Annotated in this window: 12 protein-coding genes and 1 riboswitch; of the genes, 10 read left to right on the top strand and 2 right to left on the bottom strand. The window is 70.2% G+C overall.

Features of this window, described 5'->3' with window-relative positions; translation table 11 throughout:
• Window positions 1-377 precede the first annotated feature (377 nt).
• Together AC5Y43_RS07950 and AC5Y43_RS07955 are read right to left on the bottom strand one after the other, a co-directional pair.
• Window positions 378-1,541 (bottom strand): agmatinase family protein, encoded by a 1,164-nt coding sequence (locus tag AC5Y43_RS07950; RefSeq protein ID WP_499971158.1) that lies wholly within the window; start codon window positions 1,539-1,541, stop codon window positions 378-380.
• A 113-nt stretch (window positions 1,542-1,654) separates the two neighbouring features.
• Window positions 1,655-1,717, bottom strand: a riboswitch (guanidine-III (ykkC-III) riboswitch).
• A 228-nt stretch (window positions 1,718-1,945) separates the two neighbouring features.
• Complete coding sequence (locus AC5Y43_RS07955) at window positions 1,946-2,335, bottom strand: PaaI family thioesterase (RefSeq protein ID WP_499971544.1); 390 nt, start codon at window positions 2,333-2,335, stop codon at window positions 1,946-1,948.
• Window positions 2,336-2,624: 289 nt separating this feature from the next.
• Between AC5Y43_RS07955 and AC5Y43_RS07960 the strand changes: the two genes are divergently transcribed.
• The 10 genes from AC5Y43_RS07960 to AC5Y43_RS08005 all read left to right on the top strand — a co-directional run bounded on the left by AC5Y43_RS07960 (window position 2,625) and on the right by AC5Y43_RS08005 (window position 16,643).
• On the top strand, window positions 2,625-3,044 hold the full coding sequence (locus AC5Y43_RS07960; protein ID WP_499971161.1) for a BlaI/MecI/CopY family transcriptional regulator: 420 nt from the start codon (window positions 2,625-2,627) through the stop codon (window positions 3,042-3,044).
• Window positions 3,045-3,058: 14 nt separating this feature from the next.
• Window positions 3,059-4,009 (top strand): M56 family metallopeptidase, encoded by a 951-nt coding sequence (locus AC5Y43_RS07965; protein ID WP_499971163.1) that lies wholly within the window; start codon window positions 3,059-3,061, stop codon window positions 4,007-4,009.
• Window positions 4,010-4,088: 79 nt separating this feature from the next.
• On the top strand, window positions 4,089-5,543 hold the full coding sequence (gene gnd / locus AC5Y43_RS07970) for an NADP-dependent phosphogluconate dehydrogenase (protein WP_499971165.1): 1,455 nt from the start codon (window positions 4,089-4,091) through the stop codon (window positions 5,541-5,543).
• A 46-nt stretch (window positions 5,544-5,589) separates the two neighbouring features.
• Window positions 5,590-7,026, top strand: coding sequence for a GuaB1 family IMP dehydrogenase-related protein (locus AC5Y43_RS07975; RefSeq protein ID WP_499971168.1), 1,437 nt, complete (start codon window positions 5,590-5,592; stop codon window positions 7,024-7,026).
• A gap of 77 nt (window positions 7,027-7,103) precedes the next feature.
• On the top strand, window positions 7,104-8,474 hold the full coding sequence (locus AC5Y43_RS07980) for a hemolysin family protein (RefSeq protein WP_499971170.1): 1,371 nt from the start codon (window positions 7,104-7,106) through the stop codon (window positions 8,472-8,474).
• On the top strand, window positions 8,471-9,520 hold the full coding sequence (locus AC5Y43_RS07985; RefSeq protein WP_499971172.1) for a hemolysin family protein: 1,050 nt from the start codon (window positions 8,471-8,473) through the stop codon (window positions 9,518-9,520). Before AC5Y43_RS07980 ends, AC5Y43_RS07985 begins: the two co-directional genes overlap by 4 nt.
• 193 nt (window positions 9,521-9,713) lie before the next feature.
• The gene (locus tag AC5Y43_RS07990; RefSeq protein ID WP_499971173.1) at window positions 9,714-11,903 is read left to right on the top strand and encodes a malate synthase G; all 2,190 of its coding nucleotides are present in this window, start codon (window positions 9,714-9,716) and stop codon (window positions 11,901-11,903) included.
• A 66-nt stretch (window positions 11,904-11,969) separates the two neighbouring features.
• On the top strand, window positions 11,970-13,943 hold the full coding sequence (locus AC5Y43_RS07995) for a substrate-binding domain-containing protein (RefSeq protein ID WP_499971175.1): 1,974 nt from the start codon (window positions 11,970-11,972) through the stop codon (window positions 13,941-13,943).
• Between the two features lie 64 nt (window positions 13,944-14,007).
• Complete coding sequence (locus tag AC5Y43_RS08000) at window positions 14,008-15,486, top strand: biotin carboxylase (protein ID WP_499971178.1); 1,479 nt, start codon at window positions 14,008-14,010, stop codon at window positions 15,484-15,486.
• Window positions 15,483-16,643 carry a serine hydrolase domain-containing protein gene (locus AC5Y43_RS08005; protein ID WP_499971180.1) on the top strand — a complete coding sequence of 387 codons (1,161 nt, stop codon included), beginning with the start codon at window positions 15,483-15,485 and terminating at the stop codon, window positions 16,641-16,643. Before AC5Y43_RS08000 ends, AC5Y43_RS08005 begins: the two co-directional genes overlap by 4 nt.
• Window positions 16,644-16,693: the final 50 nt, after the last annotated feature.

Consider the following 16,693-nt stretch of genomic DNA (forward strand, 5'->3'; position numbering starts at 1 on the left):
GGTGAGACGCGGTCAGGCGGTACCGCCCTACGGGTGACGGCGGCCACATCCGCAACGCCTCCCGTTGGGACCCGGATGCCGCCGGGGGACGCGGCCGGCGTGCGCCGTCGGACAGGCAAAGCTCTTGTCCGGCAACCGGTTAAATCCGTCACGAAGCGCGCGCGCCGGCACCGGACGCGATCGCGACTGTCTCCCGCGGGCTAACCGGCCCGCCCGCACCGCCCGGCCGCCGATTGGCGGCCGCGCGGCGACGCCGATACACCCGCTACTGCGCCTCGAATGCCCGATAACAGCCCGCAGCGTCGGCTTTGCCGTAGGTCCGTCGAGCAACCACCGCAGCCTGCCCGGCGGCGCTGGCGGGATCCCGCGGGACGGCCCTAGTCGCCGTAGGGCCCCCAGGCGACGCGGTCCTTGGCGGCCGGCTTCTTCCCGAGCTTGCCGGCCCGCACCATGACGGCCAGGCTGTCCAGGATTACGCGGCTGCTCATCAGGGCGGTCTGCTCGGCCCAGTCGTAGGGCGGGGAGCACTCCACCACCTCGATGCCGTTGAGGCCGGGTTCGGAGATCAGCCGGATGAGGTTGAGGGCCTCGCGCGGCAGCAGCCCGCCGGGCTCGGGCCAGCCGGTGCCCGGCACGAAGCCGGCGTCGATCACGTCGATGTCGAACGACAGGTACACCGCCTTGGCGTCCTTCCACGCCGTTTCCAGCGCGATCTCGGCGACCTTTTCGATCCCGACGCGCTCGACGTCCCCGACGGTGATGACCGTGCTCCCGCGCTGGCGGCCGACCTGGACGCCCGCGCGCGGGGCCTGCCAGCCGCCGATGCCGATCTGCACCAGGTTGGTGGCCGGCGCGTTCTTGATGTTGGTCGCGTGGAACCACGGCGTGGTGTGCATCCGCTCGTCGAGGTCGGATTCCTGGGTGTCGACGTGGCGGTCGAAGTGGATGATGCCGACGTTGCCGTCCATGTGCGGGGCCAGGCCGCGCACGGTGGGGAACCCGATCGAATGGTCGCCGCCCAGGATCACCGGGAACACGCCCTGGGAGACCACGTGGGACATGGCCGTGCTGATCTGGTCGAACGACTTCTCGATGTTGGCGGGGATGGTGACCACGTCGCCGATGTCGACGATGTTGAGCTGCTCGCGCAGGTCGACACCCAGCTCGTAGCAGTAGGTGCCGAACAGGTTGGTGGAGCGGCGGATTCCCATCGGGCCGAACCGGGTGCCGGGGCGGTAGGTGGTGCCCGCGTCCAGCGGCGCGCCGAAGACCGCCACCTCGGCGTCGCCCACGTCGTGCACGTCCTCCATGAACGGGCACTTCAGGAACGTCCCGCGCTCCCCGGCGAAGTGTGGCAGCTCGCCTCGGGCGAAGGTCGACAGCGTGCGGTCGTTGATGGTGGGGGCGGCCTCCAGACCGTGGCTGATGCACCGGTCGATCTCTTCGCGGTGGCGGCGGGTGGAGAGCTCGGCTTCGGCCTGCTGGGCCCACGCGCCTTCCCGGTTGGGAATGTCGGCCTGCCCGGCGAACGGATTGATCATGATGTGTCCTCTCGTCACGAATCCAATGACGGCGAGGATGCCCCGGCGACCGGTGTCTGAGCGGAAGGCAGGACCAGAGTCCGTATTCGGTGACTGGCGCGCCAGGCATCCCGCGGTCGCCGTCTTGTCGCTTTCCGGGTACGGCGAAGTCGTCCGGGCGGCCGCTGCGGCGCGCCGGTATAGAAGGTACCGGGTCGCTTGCCGGCCGCAACTCAGGCGGTGGTCGTGTCCCGCCACGACGAGCGGCCGGGCCGGTCCGCGCCCCGGGCCCAGGCCGCGGATCGGGCCGCTGCAGCGGCGAGAAGTGCTGGGAATTCGGCCCCCGGCCCCCCGCGAGTGCCCGTGTTTGTACAGGGACCCGCCGGCTGGGCCGGCAATTTGCGGACGCTCGGCGTTTAGTCGGGCTACGTCTCGAGGTTCTGCAGCCGCACCTGGCCCCGGGCCACCACTCGCTCGTCGTCGTCGGTGACGGTGACCAGCCACAGCTGCTGGCGCCGGCCGCGGTGAATCGGCTCGGCGGTGCCGTTCACGGTCCCGGAGCCGATCGAGCGCAGGAAGTCCGTGTTGTTGTTGACGCCCACCACGTTGCCGCCCCCGCCGTTGGTGTTCAGCCAGGTGTAGGCGGCCACGCTGGCCATGCTCTCGATCATCGAGCAGTAGACACCGCCGTGCACGAGGCCCATCGGCTGCAGGAGCTTGGGCGTGACCTCGAGCTGGGCGCGGGCGCGATCGGGGCTGAGCTCGGTGAACCGCAAACCCAGCTCGCTGTCGAACGGCGCGGAGAACGGCGGGATCGCGTCGGGCTGAGACTCGTTCGGAGACACGTTGAGTGTCTACACCATCGCGAAAGCGGGCGAGCCCCGCGCTGGGCGCGGGGCTCGCCGATCGAGTAGACCGGGGGTCACTGCAGCCCTCAGGACTCGCCGCGGTCGTTGACGCTCGACCGCCATCAGCATAGGCAAGGCTGCCCTAATTAGCAAGGTAGGATCCCGGGTGATTCGAAGCCAACTGTGATCGCCTCGGTACGACAGTGAGTAGTAAGTCGGAGTACGCTTACCCCAACGCCTAGGAGATGAACGAACTATGGCCAAGCTGACCCGGCTGGGGGATCTGGAACGCGCGGTGATGGACCATCTGTGGTCCACGCCGGATCCCCAGACCGTTCGCCAGGTCCACGAGGCGTTGTCGGCGCGGCGCGACCTCGCCTACACGACGATCATGACCGTGCTGCAGCGGTTGGCGAAGAAGAACCTGGTCTCCCAGATCCGCGACGACCGCGCCCACCGGTACGCCCCGGTGCACGGCCGCGACGAGCTGGTCGCCGGGCTGATGGTGGACGCGCTGGCCCAGGCCGAGGATTCGGGCAGCCGGGAGGCGGCCCTGGTGCACTTCGTCGAACGCGTCGGGGCCGACGAGGCGCAGGCGCTGCGGCGCGCGCTGGCCGAACTGGAAGCCAATCAACGCAATAACTCCCGGCCTGCTGGCGCGCCGGCGGAGGACTGAGGGAGACTGGCAGCGTGTCCGCGCTGGCCTTCACCCTCCTCGCGGTGCTGTTGGTCGGTCCGGCGCCGGCTCTACTGGCACGAGCGACGTGGCCGCTGCGCGCCCCGCGCGCCGCGATGGTGCTGTGGCAGGCCGTCGCGCTGGCCGCCGTGCTCTCGGCGTTCAGCGCGGGCATCGCCATCGCCAGCCGGATCCTCATGCCCGGCCCCGACGGGCGGCCGACCGCCAGCATCGTCGGCGCCGCCGGCCGGCTCGGCTGGCCGCTGTGGGCCGCCTACATCGCGGTTTTCGCGCTGACCGTGCTGGTCGGCATCCGGCTGATGGTCGCGGTCGTGCGGGTGGCCATCGCCAACCGGCGCCGCCGCGCCCATCACCGCATGGTGGTCGACCTCGTCGGGGTGGATCGCGGCGCCGCGCTGACCACGTCGTGCGCGCGCACGCGCGATCTTCGGGTCCTGGACGTTGCGCAACCCCTGGCCTACTGCCTGCCGGGCGTGCGCAGCCGGGTCGTGGTCAGCGAGGGCACGTTGAGCGCGCTCAGCGGCGACGAGGTCGCGGCCATCCTCACCCACGAGCGCGCCCACCTGCGGGCCCGCCACGACCTGGTGCTGGAGGCGTTCAGCGCGGTGCGCGCGGCGTTCCCGCGGCTCGTCCGCAGCACCAACGCGCTGCGCGCGGTGCAACTGCTCGTCGAGCTGCTGGCCGACGACGCCGCGGTGCGCGCCGCCGGCCGCGCTCCCCTGGCCCGGGCGCTGGTCGCCTGCGCGTCCGGGCGCGCGCCGTTGGGGGCGCTGGCCGTGGGCGGCACCAGCACGGTGCTGCGGGTGCGCCGGCTGTCCGGGCGCGGCAACAGCGCGGCGCTGTCGGCGGTGGCCTACCTGACCGCGGCGGCAATCCTGGTGGTCCCCACCGTCGCGCTGGTCGTACCGTGGCTGATCGAGCTGGAGCGGCTGTTCACCCTCTAAAGCCACCGAAAGGCTCTGTGTCACAGTGTGTGGCGACAGCTTTCCGGAATTGACGTGGTTCAACGCGAGAGGCCAAGACATGAGTTCGTCGGACAAGGCTGGTACCGCGCAGATCGGTGTCACCGGCCTCGCCGTCATGGGTTCCAACATCGCCCGCAACTTCGCCCGCCACGGCTACACCGTGGCGCTGCACAACCGGTCCGTCGCCAAGACCGACGCGTTGCTCGAGCAGCACGGCGACGAGGGCAACTTCGTGCGCTCGGAAACCATCGAGGAGTTTCTCGCCGCGCTGGAAAAGCCGCGGCGGGTGCTGATCATGGTCAAGGCCGGCGACCCGACGGACGCGGTGATCAACGAGCTCGCCGACGCCATGGAGGACGGCGACATCATCATCGACGGCGGCAACGCCCTCTATACCGACACCATCCGGCGCGAGAAGGCGATGCGCGAGCGGGGGCTGCACTTCGTCGGTGCCGGCATCTCCGGTGGCGAGGAGGGCGCGCTCAACGGGCCGTCGATCATGCCGGGCGGGCCGGCCGAGTCCTACAAGTCGCTGGGCCCGCTGCTCGAGGAGATCTCAGCGCACGTCGACGGGACGCCGTGCTGCACCCACATCGGCCCCGACGGCGCCGGCCACTTCGTCAAGATGGTGCACAACGGCATCGAGTATTCCGACATGCAGCTGATCGGCGAGGCCTACCAGCTGTTGCGCGACGGCCTCGGCAAGACCGCCGGTGAGATCGCCGACGTGTTCGCCGAATGGAACGAGGGCGACCTGGACAGCTTCCTCATCGAGATCACCGCCCAGGTGCTGCGCCAGAACGACGCCAAGACCGGCAAACCGCTCGTCGACATCATCCTCGACGAGGCCGAACAGAAGGGCACCGGCCGCTGGACGGTCAAGTCCGCCCTGGACCTCGGCGTCCCGGTCACCGGCATCGCCGAGGCGGTGTTCGCCCGCGCGCTGTCGGGATCGGTGGCCCAGCGCAAGGCCACCACCGGGCTGGCCTCGGGACAGCTCGGTCAAAAGCCAACCGACGCACAACAATTCGTCGACGACGTCCGGCAGGCCCTGTACGCATCGAAGATCATCGCCTACGCGCAGGGGTTCAACCAGATACAGGCCGGCAGCGCCGAATACGACTGGGGCATCACGCCGGGCGACCTGGCCACCATCTGGCGCGGCGGCTGCATCATCCGGGCGAAGTTCCTCAACCGGATCAAGGAGGCGTTCGACGAAAGCCCCGACCTGCCGACGCTGATCGTCGCCCCGTACTTCCGCAGCGCGATCGAGGCGGCGATCGACGGCTGGCGCCGCGTCGTGGTGACCGCCACGCAGCTGGGCATCCCGATCCCGGGCTTCGCCTCGGCACTGTCCTACTACGACGCGCTGCGCACCGAGCGGCTGCCCGCGGCGCTCACCCAGGGGCTGCGCGACCTCTTCGGCGCGCACACCTACGGCCGCATCGACGAAGACCCCGACAAGCGCTTCCACACCCTGTGGAGCGGGGACCGCAGCGAAGTGCCCGCATGACGACGGGTCGCGGGTAAGAGGGCACAAAGGGGGCAAGCCGGATCAGATGAGGTTTCTCGACGGGCACCGGCCCGGGTACGACCTGACCTACAACGACGTCTTCATCGTGCCGAACCGCTCGGAGGTGGCGTCGCGCTTCGACGTCGACCTGTCCAGCGCCGACGGCTCGGGCACCACCATCCCGGTGGTGGTGGCCAACATGACCGCGGTGGCGGGGCGGCGGATGGCCGAGACGGTGGCGCGCCGGGGCGGCATCGTGATCCTGCCCCAGGACCTGCCCATCCCGGCGGTGCAGCAGACGGTGGGATTCGTCAAGAGCCGCGACCTGGTGCTGGACACCCCGGTGGTGCTGGAGCCCGACGGCTCGGTGTCCGACGCGATGGCCCTGATCCACAAGCGCGCGCACGGGGTCGCCGTGGTGGCCTTCGAGGGACGTCCGATCGGACTGGTCACCGAGGCGTCGTGCCTGGGCGTGGACCGCTTCACCCGGGTGCGCGACGTCGCCGTCACCGACTTCGTGACCGCCCCGGCGGGCACCGAGCCGCGCAAGATCTTCGACCTGCTCGAGCACGCCCCGATCGGCGTCGCCGTGGTCACTCACGCCGACGGCACGTTGGCCGGGGTGCTCACCCGCACCGGGGCCGTGCGGGCCGGCCTCTACACCCCGGCCACCGACGCACGGGGGCGGCTGCGCGTCGGCGCGGCCGTCGGCATCAACGGCGACGTGGGGGCCAAGGCCCGCGCGCTCGCCGAGGCCGGGGTGGACGTTTTGGTCATCGACACCGCCCACGGGCATCAGGTCAAGACGCTCGAGGCGATCACCACGGTCGCGTCCCTGGACCTGGGACTGCCACTGGCGGCGGGCAACGTGGTGTCGGCCGAGGGCACCCGCGACCTGCTGGGCGCCGGGGCAAGCATCGTCAAGGTCGGCGTCGGGCCGGGCGCGATGTGCACCACCCGGATGATGACCGGAGTCGGCCGCCCGCAATTCTCCGCTGTCCTCGAATGCGCTTCTGCGGCAACCGAACTCGGTGGACGGGTGTGGGCCGACGGCGGTGTCCGGCATCCGCGCGACGTAGCGCTGGCGCTGGCGGCCGGGGCGTCGAACGTGATGATCGGGTCGTGGTTCGCCGGCACCTACGAGTCGCCCGGCGACCTGATGCGCGACCGGGAGGACCAGCCGTACAAGGAGAGCTACGGCATGGCGTCCAAACGCGCGGTGGTCGCCCGCAGCGGCGCCGAAACCGCCTTCGACCGGGCCCGCAAGGCGCTGTTCGAGGAGGGCATCTCGACGGCGCGGATGGGGCTGGACCCCGACCGCGGTGGCGTCGAAGACCTGCTCGACCACATCACCTCCGGGCTGCGCAGCACCTGCACCTACGTCGGCGCCGCGACGCTGGCCGAGCTGCACGAGCGGGCCGTCGTCGGGGTGCAGTCGGCCGCCGGGTTCGCCGAGGGCCACCCCCTCCCCCTGGGTTGGTGAGCGCCCGCCGGCTGGACGCCTTGGCTAACATGTGAATTCGCGGCGGGCCGCACCGAAGAAGGCGAGGAAGGGATGACGTGAACGTCACCGTCACCCTCGCCAGCGTGCTGGCCATCGCGACGCTGATCTTCGGCAACGCGGTGTTCGTCGCGGCGGAATTCTCGCTGACCGCGCTTGATCGCAGCGTCGTGGAGGCCAACGCCCGCGCCGGCGGCCGCCGCGACCGCTACATCCTGAGCGCCCAACGGCGGCTGTCGTTTCAGCTGTCGGGTGCCCAACTGGGCATCTCGATCACCACGCTGGCAACCGGCTACCTGACCGAGCCGATGGTCGAGCACCTGCCACACCCGGCGTTGGGCTCGCTGGGGATTCCCGACCGGCTGGCCGACGGGATCCTCGCGTTTCTGGTGCTGGTGATCGTCACATCGATCTCGATGGTGTTCGGCGAGCTCGTGCCGAAATACCTCGCGGTGGCGCGCCCGCTGTCCAGCGCCCGCGCCGTCGTGGGCTTCCAGCTGCTGTTCTCGCTCGTGTTCACCCCGGCCATCCGGCTGACCAACGGCGCGGCCAACTGGATCGTGCGCGAATTGGGCGTCGAGCCGGCCGAGGAGCTGCGCTCGGCCCGCTCACCGCAGGAGTTGGCGTCTTTGGTGCGCAACTCGGCCCGCAGCGGAACCATGGACGCGGCCACCGCCGCGCTGGTGCGGCGCTCGTTGCAATTCGGCGACCTGACCGCCGAGGAGCTGATGACGCCGCGCTCGAAGATCATGGCGCTGCAAACCGACGACACCGTCGCCGACCTGGTCGCCGCGACGGCACAGTCGGGCTTCTCCCGCTTCCCCATCGTGGACGGCGACCTCGACGAGACCGTCGGCATCGTGCACGTCAAGCAGGTGTTCGCGGTGCCCCCGGCCGACCGCGCAACCACCCCGCTGACCGCGCTCGCCCAGGACGTCCCGGTGGTGCCGTCGACGCTGGACGGCGATGCGGTGATGGCCGAGATCCGCGACAACGACCTGCAAACCGTGCTGGTCGTCGACGAGTACGGCGGCACCGCGGGCATGGTGACCCTCGAGGACCTGGTCGAGGAGATCGTCGGCGACGTCCGCGACGAACACGACGACGCCACCCCCGACGTGGTCGCGGCCGGCGGCGCCTGGCGGGTGAACGGGCTGCTGCGCATCGACGAGGTCGCCGCCGCCACCGGATTCCGCGCGCCCGAGGGTCCGTACGAGACGATCGGCGGGCTGGTGCTGCGCGAACTCGGCCACATCCCGGCGGCCGGGGAAACGGTCGAGCTCACCGCGTTGGACGCCGACGGGCTGCTGGACTCCGCGGCGCGCTGGCAGGCGATCGTGGTCGCGATGGACGGCCGGCGCATCGACGTGCTCGAGCTGAAAGATCTGGGCGGTCACGCCGAGGTGCCCGGCGGGCGGGGCCGGCGATGAACGAGACCCTCGCGCTGGTGCTGGCGATCCTGCTGGTCGGGGTGAACGCGTTCTTCGTCGGCGCGGAGTTCGCGCTGATCTCGGCCCGGCGCGACCGCCTCGAAGCGCTGGCCGAGCAGGGCAAGTCCCGGGCCGTCACCGTGATCCGCGCCGGCCAGCAATTGTCGTCCATGCTGGCCGGCGTGCAGCTGGGGGTGACGGTCGCCTCGCTGCTGCTCGGGCGGATCGGCGAGTCCGCCGTCGCCGGCCTGCTGCGCAGCGGGCTCGGGCTGACCGGGATGAACGCGGCGCTGCTGCACACGCTGTCGCTGGTGATCGCGCTGGCGATCGTGGTGACGCTGCACGTGCTGCTGGGCGAGATGGTTCCCAAGAACATCGCGCTGGCCGGCCCGGAGCGCGCCGCGATGCTGCTGGTCCCGCCGTACCTGGCCTACGTACGCGCGGCGCGGCCGTTCATCGCGTTCTACGACAAGTGCGCCAACGTGGTGCTGCGCGCGCTGCGCGTCGAGCCCAAGACGCAACTCAACGTCGCGGTCTCCACCACCGAGCTGAGGGTGATGATCACCGAATCGGTGTCCGAAGGCCTGCTCGATGCCGAGGAGCACGTCCGGCTCACCCGGGCGCTGCAGCTGCGCTACCGGATGGTCGGCGAGGTGGCGCGGCCGCTCAGCGAGATCCAGGCGGTTCCGGTGGCCGCTGCGGGCTCCGGGCCGACCGTCGGCGCGGTCGAGGAGGCGGTGGCCCGCACCGGCTACTCCCGCTTTCCCGTCGCGGACGCGGACGGGACGTTCATCGGCTACGTGCACATCAAGGACGTGCTGGCGCTGGGCGCCGACCCGCAGGCCGTTATCGACCTGGCGGTGGTGCGGCCGCTGCCGCGGGTGCCCAAGTCACTGCCGCTGGCCGACGCCCTGTCGCGGATGCGCCGCAACAACAGCCACCTGGCGCTGGTGACCGACGGAGCCGGCGGCGGGGGCGGGGTGGTCGCCATGGTGGCGATGGAAGACGTGGTGGAGGACCTGGTCGGCACAATGCGCGAGGCGTGACGGCTCAAAGGGCGTAGATGACGCGGATCACGCGCGCGTCGCCCGTATGATCTCCCAGGGCTACCGGCTCTCGCGGGCCTGACCTGGTGTTGCGGTCGCCCGGATGGCGTTCGTCGGGCCGCCGGTCGGTAGGCTGACAAAAGTGCCTGTAGCGGCCGGTGACCTCTCACCTGGCCCTTTATGGAGGAGAAACATGACTGATCGCGTGTCGGTGGGGAACCTGCGCGTCGCCCGAGTGCTCTACGACTTCGTGAACAACGAGGCCCTGCCCGGCACCGACATCGACCCGGACAGCTTCTGGTCGGGCGTGGACAAGGTCGTCGCCGACCTGACCCCGCGCAACCAGGAGCTGCTGAATCGTCGCGACGAGCTGCAGGCCCAGATCGACAAGTGGCACCGGCACCGGGTGATCGAGCCCATCGACGCCGAGGCCTACCACGCGTTCCTGACCGAGATCGGCTATCTGCAGCCCGAGCCGCCGGACTTCAGCATCACCACCTCCGGCGTCGACGCCGAGATCACCACGACGGCCGGCCCCCAGCTGGTGGTGCCGGTGACCAACGCCCGGTTCGCCCTCAACGCGGCCAACGCTCGCTGGGGCTCGCTCTACGACGCGCTGTACGGCACCGACGTCATCCCGGAGACCGACGGCGCCGAGCAGGGCACGAGCTACAACAAGGTCCGCGGCGACAAGGTGATCGCCTACGCCCGCGAATTCCTCGACGAGGCGGTGCCGCTCGCATCGGGCTCGTGGGCCGACGCGACGGGCCTGAGCATCGACGACGCACGGCTGCAAATCGCCCTGGGCGACGAATCCGTCGCGCTGGCCGAGCCCGACAAGTTCGTCGGCTACAGCGGCGAACTCGGCTCCCCCTCCTGGTCGGTGCTGCTGGTCAACCACGGCCTGCACATCGAGATCCTGATCGACCCCGAGTCGCCGATCGGCAAGACCGACCGCGCCGGCATCAAGGACGTCGTGCTGGAGTCCGCGGTCACTACGATCATCGACTTCGAGGACGCGGTGGCCGCCGTCGACGCCGACGACAAGACCGCCGCCTACCGCAACTGGCTCGGCCTGATGCGGGGCGACCTGGCCGCGGAGGTCGACAAGGACGGCAAGACGTTCACGCGGGTGCTCAACCAGGACCGGACCTACACCACCCCGGACGGCGGCGAGCTGGTGCTGCCCGGGCGCGCGCTGCTGTTCGTCCGCAACGTCGGGCACCTGATGACCAACGACGCCATCGTCGACGCGGATGGCAACCAGATTTTCGAGGGCATCCAGGACGCCCTGTTCACCGGCCTGTGCGCGGTGCACGGGCTCAGGGAGAGCGACGCGAACGGCCCGCTGGCCAACAGCCGCACCGGGTCGATCTACATCGTCAAGCCCAAGATGCACGGCCCCGACGAGGTCGCCTACACCGCCGAGCTGTTCAGCCGGGTCGAGGACGTGCTCGGCCTGCCGCAGACCACCCTCAAGGTCGGCGTCATGGACGAGGAGCGGCGCACCACGCTCAACCTGAAGGCCTGCATCAAGGCCGCCGCCGACCGGATCGTCTTCATCAACACCGGCTTCCTGGACCGCACCGGCGACGAGATCCACACCTCGATGGAGGCCGGGCCGATGGTGCGCAAGGGCACCATGAAGAGCCAGCCGTGGATCCTGGGCTACGAGGACAACAACGTCGACACCGGCCTGGCGGCGGGCTTCGCCGGGCACGCCCAGATCGGCAAGGGCATGTGGACCATGACCGAGCTGATGGCCGACATGGTCGAGCAGAAGATCGGCCAGCCGCGGGCGGGCGCCAGCACCGCCTGGGTGCCCTCGCCGACGGCCGCGACGCTGCACGCAATGCATTACCACAAGGTCGACGTGATCGAGGTGCAGCGGGTACTGGCCGGCAAGAAGCGGGCCGGCATCGAGCAGCTGCTGACCATTCCGCTGGCCAAGGAGTTGGCCTGGGCCTCCGAGGAGATCCGCGAGGAGGTCGACAACAACTGCCAGTCCATCCTGGGCTACGTGGTGCGCTGGATCGACCAGGGCGTCGGGTCCTCCAAGGTGCCCGACATCCACAACGTGGCGCTGATGGAGGACCGGGCCACGCTGCGCATCTCCAGCCAGCTGCTGGCCAACTGGCTGCACCACGGCGTCATCACCAGCGAGGACGTCCGGGCCAGCCTGGAGCGGATGGCCCCGATGGTCGACCAGCAGAACGCCGGCGACTCGAAGTACCTGCCGATGGCGCCCAACTTCGACGACAGCATCGCCTTCCTCGCCGCCGAGGAGCTGATCCTCGCCGGAACGCAGCAGCCCAACGGCTACACCGAGCCGATCCTGCACCGTCGGCGGCGCGAGTTCAAAGCCCGCGCCGCCGGTGAGTGACTAGACTCTGCGCCGGGTCCACAACAGGTCGCATGATGGGTCGACGGAAAGGCGGCGGGTACCGGTATGGGTAGGCACAGCATGCCCGACCCCGAGGATGCCGCTGACGCGCAGGCCGAGCCCTCAGACGAGCACGCGCATCCTGTCGACGAATTGGTCGACGAGAACCCCGGCGAGCCCGGGTTCCCGGACGGCGAGTACCCCGACTACCCGGATTTCCCGGCGCGCGCGAGCGACGAGCCGGCGTCGCCGGTCGAACAGCCGTCGCTGACGGCGCGGTTCCGCGGCGGGCACCGCGGGCTGTCGGACTGGCGGGGCGGCCACCGCAGCGAGGGCGGGCGCCGGGGCGTCAGCATCGGCGTGATCGTCGCGCTCGTCGCGGTCGTCGTCGTGGTCGGCACCGTGATCCTGTGGAGCTTCTTCGGCGACGCGCTGTCCAACCGTTCGCACAGCGCCGCCGCGCGGTGCGTGGGTGGCAAAGAGACCGTTGCCGTCGTCGCCGACCCGTCGATCGCCGATCCCCTGCAGCAGCTCGCCGACAGCTACACCTCCTCGGCCGGCCCGGTCGGTGACCACTGCATGGTGGTGAGCGTCAAGCCGGCCGCATCCGACGCCGTGCTCACCGGTCTGGCCGGCAAGTGGCCGGGCGACCTGGGCGGGCAGCCGGCCCTGTGGATCCCGGGCAGCTCGATCTCCGCGGCCCGGCTCGCCGCGGGCGCGGGCCAGAAGACGATCACCGAAAGCCATTCGCTGGTGACGTCGCCGGTGGTGCTCGCCGTCCGGCCGGAGCTCGGACAGGCCCTGGCCAACAAGAACTGGGCGGCGCTGCCCGGCCTGCAAACCGGCCCGAACACCCTGGCGGGGCTGAACCTGCCGGGGTGGGGATCGCTGCGACTGGCGCTGCCGACGAACGGCAACGGCGACGCGCCGTATTTGGCCGGCGAGGCGGTGGCCGCGGGCTCGGCTCCGGCCGGCGCGCCACCGACGCAGGGCATCGGCGCCGTTCGCTCGTTGCTGAGCGCCCAGCCCAAGCCGGCGGACAAATCGCTGACCGAGGCGATGAACGCGTTGATCGGCTCCACTGACGCGGCGAGCGCGCCCGTGCACGCGGTGGTCACCACCGAGCAGCAGGTGTTCGCCCGCGGCCAGTCGTTGCCCGGGGCCAAGAACCTGCTGGCGGCCTGGCTGCCGCCCGGCGCCGCGCCGGTCGCCGACTATCCCGCCGTGCTGCTCAGCGGCTCCTGGCTGACCCAGGAGCAGACCTCCGCGGCCAGCGGGTTCGCCCGCTACCTGCAGAAGCCCGAGCAGCTCGCCAAGCTGGCCAAGGCCGGGTTCCGGGTCAACGGGGTACAACCGCCGAGCAGCCCGGTCACCGGCTTCCCGGGGCTGCCGTCGACCCTGTCCGTCGGCGACGACGCGATGCGCGCGACGCTGGCCGAAGCCATGGCCGCCCCGTCGAGCGGGCTGGCCACGACCATCATGCTCGACCAGTCGCTGCCGACCGACGAAGGCGGAAAGACGCGGCTGGCCAACGTGGTGGCGGCGCTGCAGGACAAGATCAAATCGCTGCCGCCCAGCGCGGCGGTGGGGTTGTGGACCTTCGACGGCCACGAGGGCCGCCCCGAGGTGGCGGGCGGGCCGCTGGGCGACCCGGTGAACGGCCAGCCGCGCTCGGCGGCGCTGGCGGCCGCGCTGGACAAGCAGTACTCCTCGGCCGGCGGCGCGGTGTCGTTCACCACGCTGCGCATGATCTACCAGGAGATGCAGGCGGGTTACCGTGCCGGGCAAACGAATTCGATCCTGGTGATCACCGCCGGGCCGCACACCGACCAAACCCTGGACGGCGCCGGGCTGCAGGACTTCATCCGCCGCAGCGCCGATCCGGCCAAACCGATCGCGGTCAACGTCATCGATTTCGGCGCCGACCCCGACCGGGCCACCTGGGAGGCCGTCGCCCAGCTCAGCGGCGGGGGCTACCAGAACCTCGGCACGTCGGCCTCCCCCGACCTCGCCGCCGCCATCAACGGCTTTTTGAGCTGACCGCCCGGCCGGGTTCGGGCACCGCGCACTTTCGCACGGCCGCGGTCGGGTCCACACTTGTGCAATGCAGGTTGGTGAGTCGCAGCCCGGGCCGCGCCGCACGCTGCGCGGCCTCTCCGACATACGCGCGTTCTTTCACACGAACAAGGTGCCGCTGTACTTCATCTCGCCGACCCCGTTCAACCTGCTGGGCGTCGACCGCTGGATACGAAACTTCTTCTACCTGACCTACTTCGACTCTTTCGAGGGCACTCACTCGCGGGTGTTCGTGCCCCGGCGACGCGACCGCCGCGATTTCGACTCCATGGACGAGGTATGCAGCCACCTCTTGTCCGATCCCGAGACGCTCGAGTTCGTCGCGGGCAAGGGCCCCGGCGGCAAGTGCTGCTTTGTGATGCTGAACGAGGAAATCCAGGCCCTCGCGCGGTCGGCGGGCCTCGAGGTGATGCATCCGCCGATCGAACTGCGCCAGCGTCTGGGCTCCAAGATCGTCATGACGCGCCTGGCCAACGAGGCGGGCGTACCCAGCGTGCCGCACACGATCGGGCGGGCCGGTTCATACGACGAACTGCTGGCGCTCGCGCAGAATGCCGGATTAGGCGATGACCTCGTCATCAACGCCGCTTACGGCAACGCCGGTAGCGGGACGTTCTTTGTGCACGGTCAGCGCGACTGGGACCGGCACGCCGGTGAGCTGACCCCGCAGCCAGAAGTCAAGGTCATGAAGCGGATTCGCAATGTCGAGGTGTGCCTCGAGGGTGCCGTGACCCGCCACGGCACCGTCGTCGGCCCCGCGATGACGAGCCTCGTCGGTTATTCGGAGCTGACTCCGAGCCGGGGCAGCTGGTGTGGCAACGACATCTGGCGCGAGGTGCTGCCGCCCGCACAGACCCGCGCCGCGCGCGAAATGGTGGCGAAGCTGGGCGACGTCATGCGCCGGGAGGGCTACCTCGGCTATTTCGAGGTGGACCTGCTGCACGACCTCGACTCCGACGAGCTCTACCTCGGTGAGGTGAACCCACGCCTGTCCGGCGCCAGCCCGATGACGAACCTGACCGCCGAGGCCTACGCCGACATGCCGTTGTTCCTCTTTCACCTGCTCGAGTACATGGACGTGGACTACGAGCTCGACATCGATGAAATCAATTCGCGCTGGGAGCGCGGCTATGGCGAGGACGAGGTCTGGGGCCAGGTGATCATCACCGAGACGTCGCCGGACATCGAGATCTTCACCGCGACGCCACGCACCGGGGTATGGCGCATCGACGACGACGGTCGCGTCTCCTTTTCGCGGACCGCCAACGACTGGGCCACGCTGCTCGACGGTTCCGAGGCCTTTTACATGCGCGTCGCGGCGCCCGGCGACTTACGTTCCGAGGGAGCGCAACTCGGTGTGCTCGTCACTCGCTCCCACCTGCAGACCGACGACTACAAGCTCAGCGAGCGCTGCCAGCGCTGGGTGAAGGGCATGAAGGCGAAATTCACCTCCACGCCCCTGACACCGGCCGCGCCGATCGTCTCGCGCCTCGTCGCACGAGCGTGAGCCGCCCGGCCGGTATCTCGCTGGACAATTGGCTCTCACCGCCGTACGCGCACTGGTCGTTTCAGCATGTCGAGGACTTCGTGCCGGCCGCGGTGATCTCGCGCGGGACCGGGCCGGTCGCCGTGTTGCCCACGGCCGGCGTCCCGCTGGGCGGGGTTGAGGTGAGGGTGACCGGCGGGGCGGCCACCACCGTCGGCGAGGTGATGGCCGCCACCGCCACCGACGGCTGGGCCGTCGCCCACCGCGGCTCGCTGGTGGCCGGGGAGTACCTCGGCGGCATGGGGCCCGAGACCCGGCATCTGCTGTTCTCGGTGAGCAAGTCACTGGTGGGCGCCGTCGTCGGCGCGCTGCACGGAACCGGCGCGATCGACGTCGACGCACCGGTGACGAAATACGTTCCCGCCCTGGCGGATTGCGGCTACGCCGGAGCCACGGTGCGCCACCTGCTGGACATGCGCTCGGGCATCGCGTTCTGTGAGAACTACCTCGACCCGGCCGCCGAGATCCACGCCCTCGACCAGGCGATCGGGTGGGCGCCGCGGCGTCCGGGGGCTCCCGCCACGCTGTACGACTTCCTGCTGAGCCTGCGGCGCAAGTCGGCCCACGGCGGCCCGTTCGAATACCGCTCGTGTGACACCGACGCGCTCGGCTGGGTCTGCGAGGCCGCCGCCGGCCGGCGGATGCCCGAGCTGATGTCGGAGCTGGTGTGGGGCCGCGTCGGCGCTTATAGCGACGCCACCATCGGCGTCGACGCGGCCGGCACCGGATTCTTCGACGGCGGCCTCAGCGCGTGCCTTACCGACATGATCCGGTTCGGCGCGCTGTTCTCGCGCGACGGTGTCTCGCTGACCGGGCAGCCGGTGCTGCCGCCGGCGTGGATCGCCGACACCCTCTCCGGTGGTCCCGACTCGCGCCGGGCGTTCGCCGAAAGCCCCGACGACACCGAACTGCCCGGCGGGATGTACCGCAACCAGATGTGGTTTCCCTACGACGGCAGCGACGTGGTGTTGTGCCTGGGCATGTGCGGTCAGATGATCTACGTCAACCGCGCCGCGGATGTCGTCGCCGCCAAGGTCTCCACCCAGCCGCACTCGCACGAGCCGCACATGTTGGACACGCTGCGCGCCTTCGATGCGGTGGCACGCGAATTCGCTTGACTGACAGGCGAATTGATCCGACTTTGACTGTGAATCCTCGGCTTTGGCCG

It is taken from the genome of Mycobacterium sp. NGS57 (genome assembly GCF_059812405.1).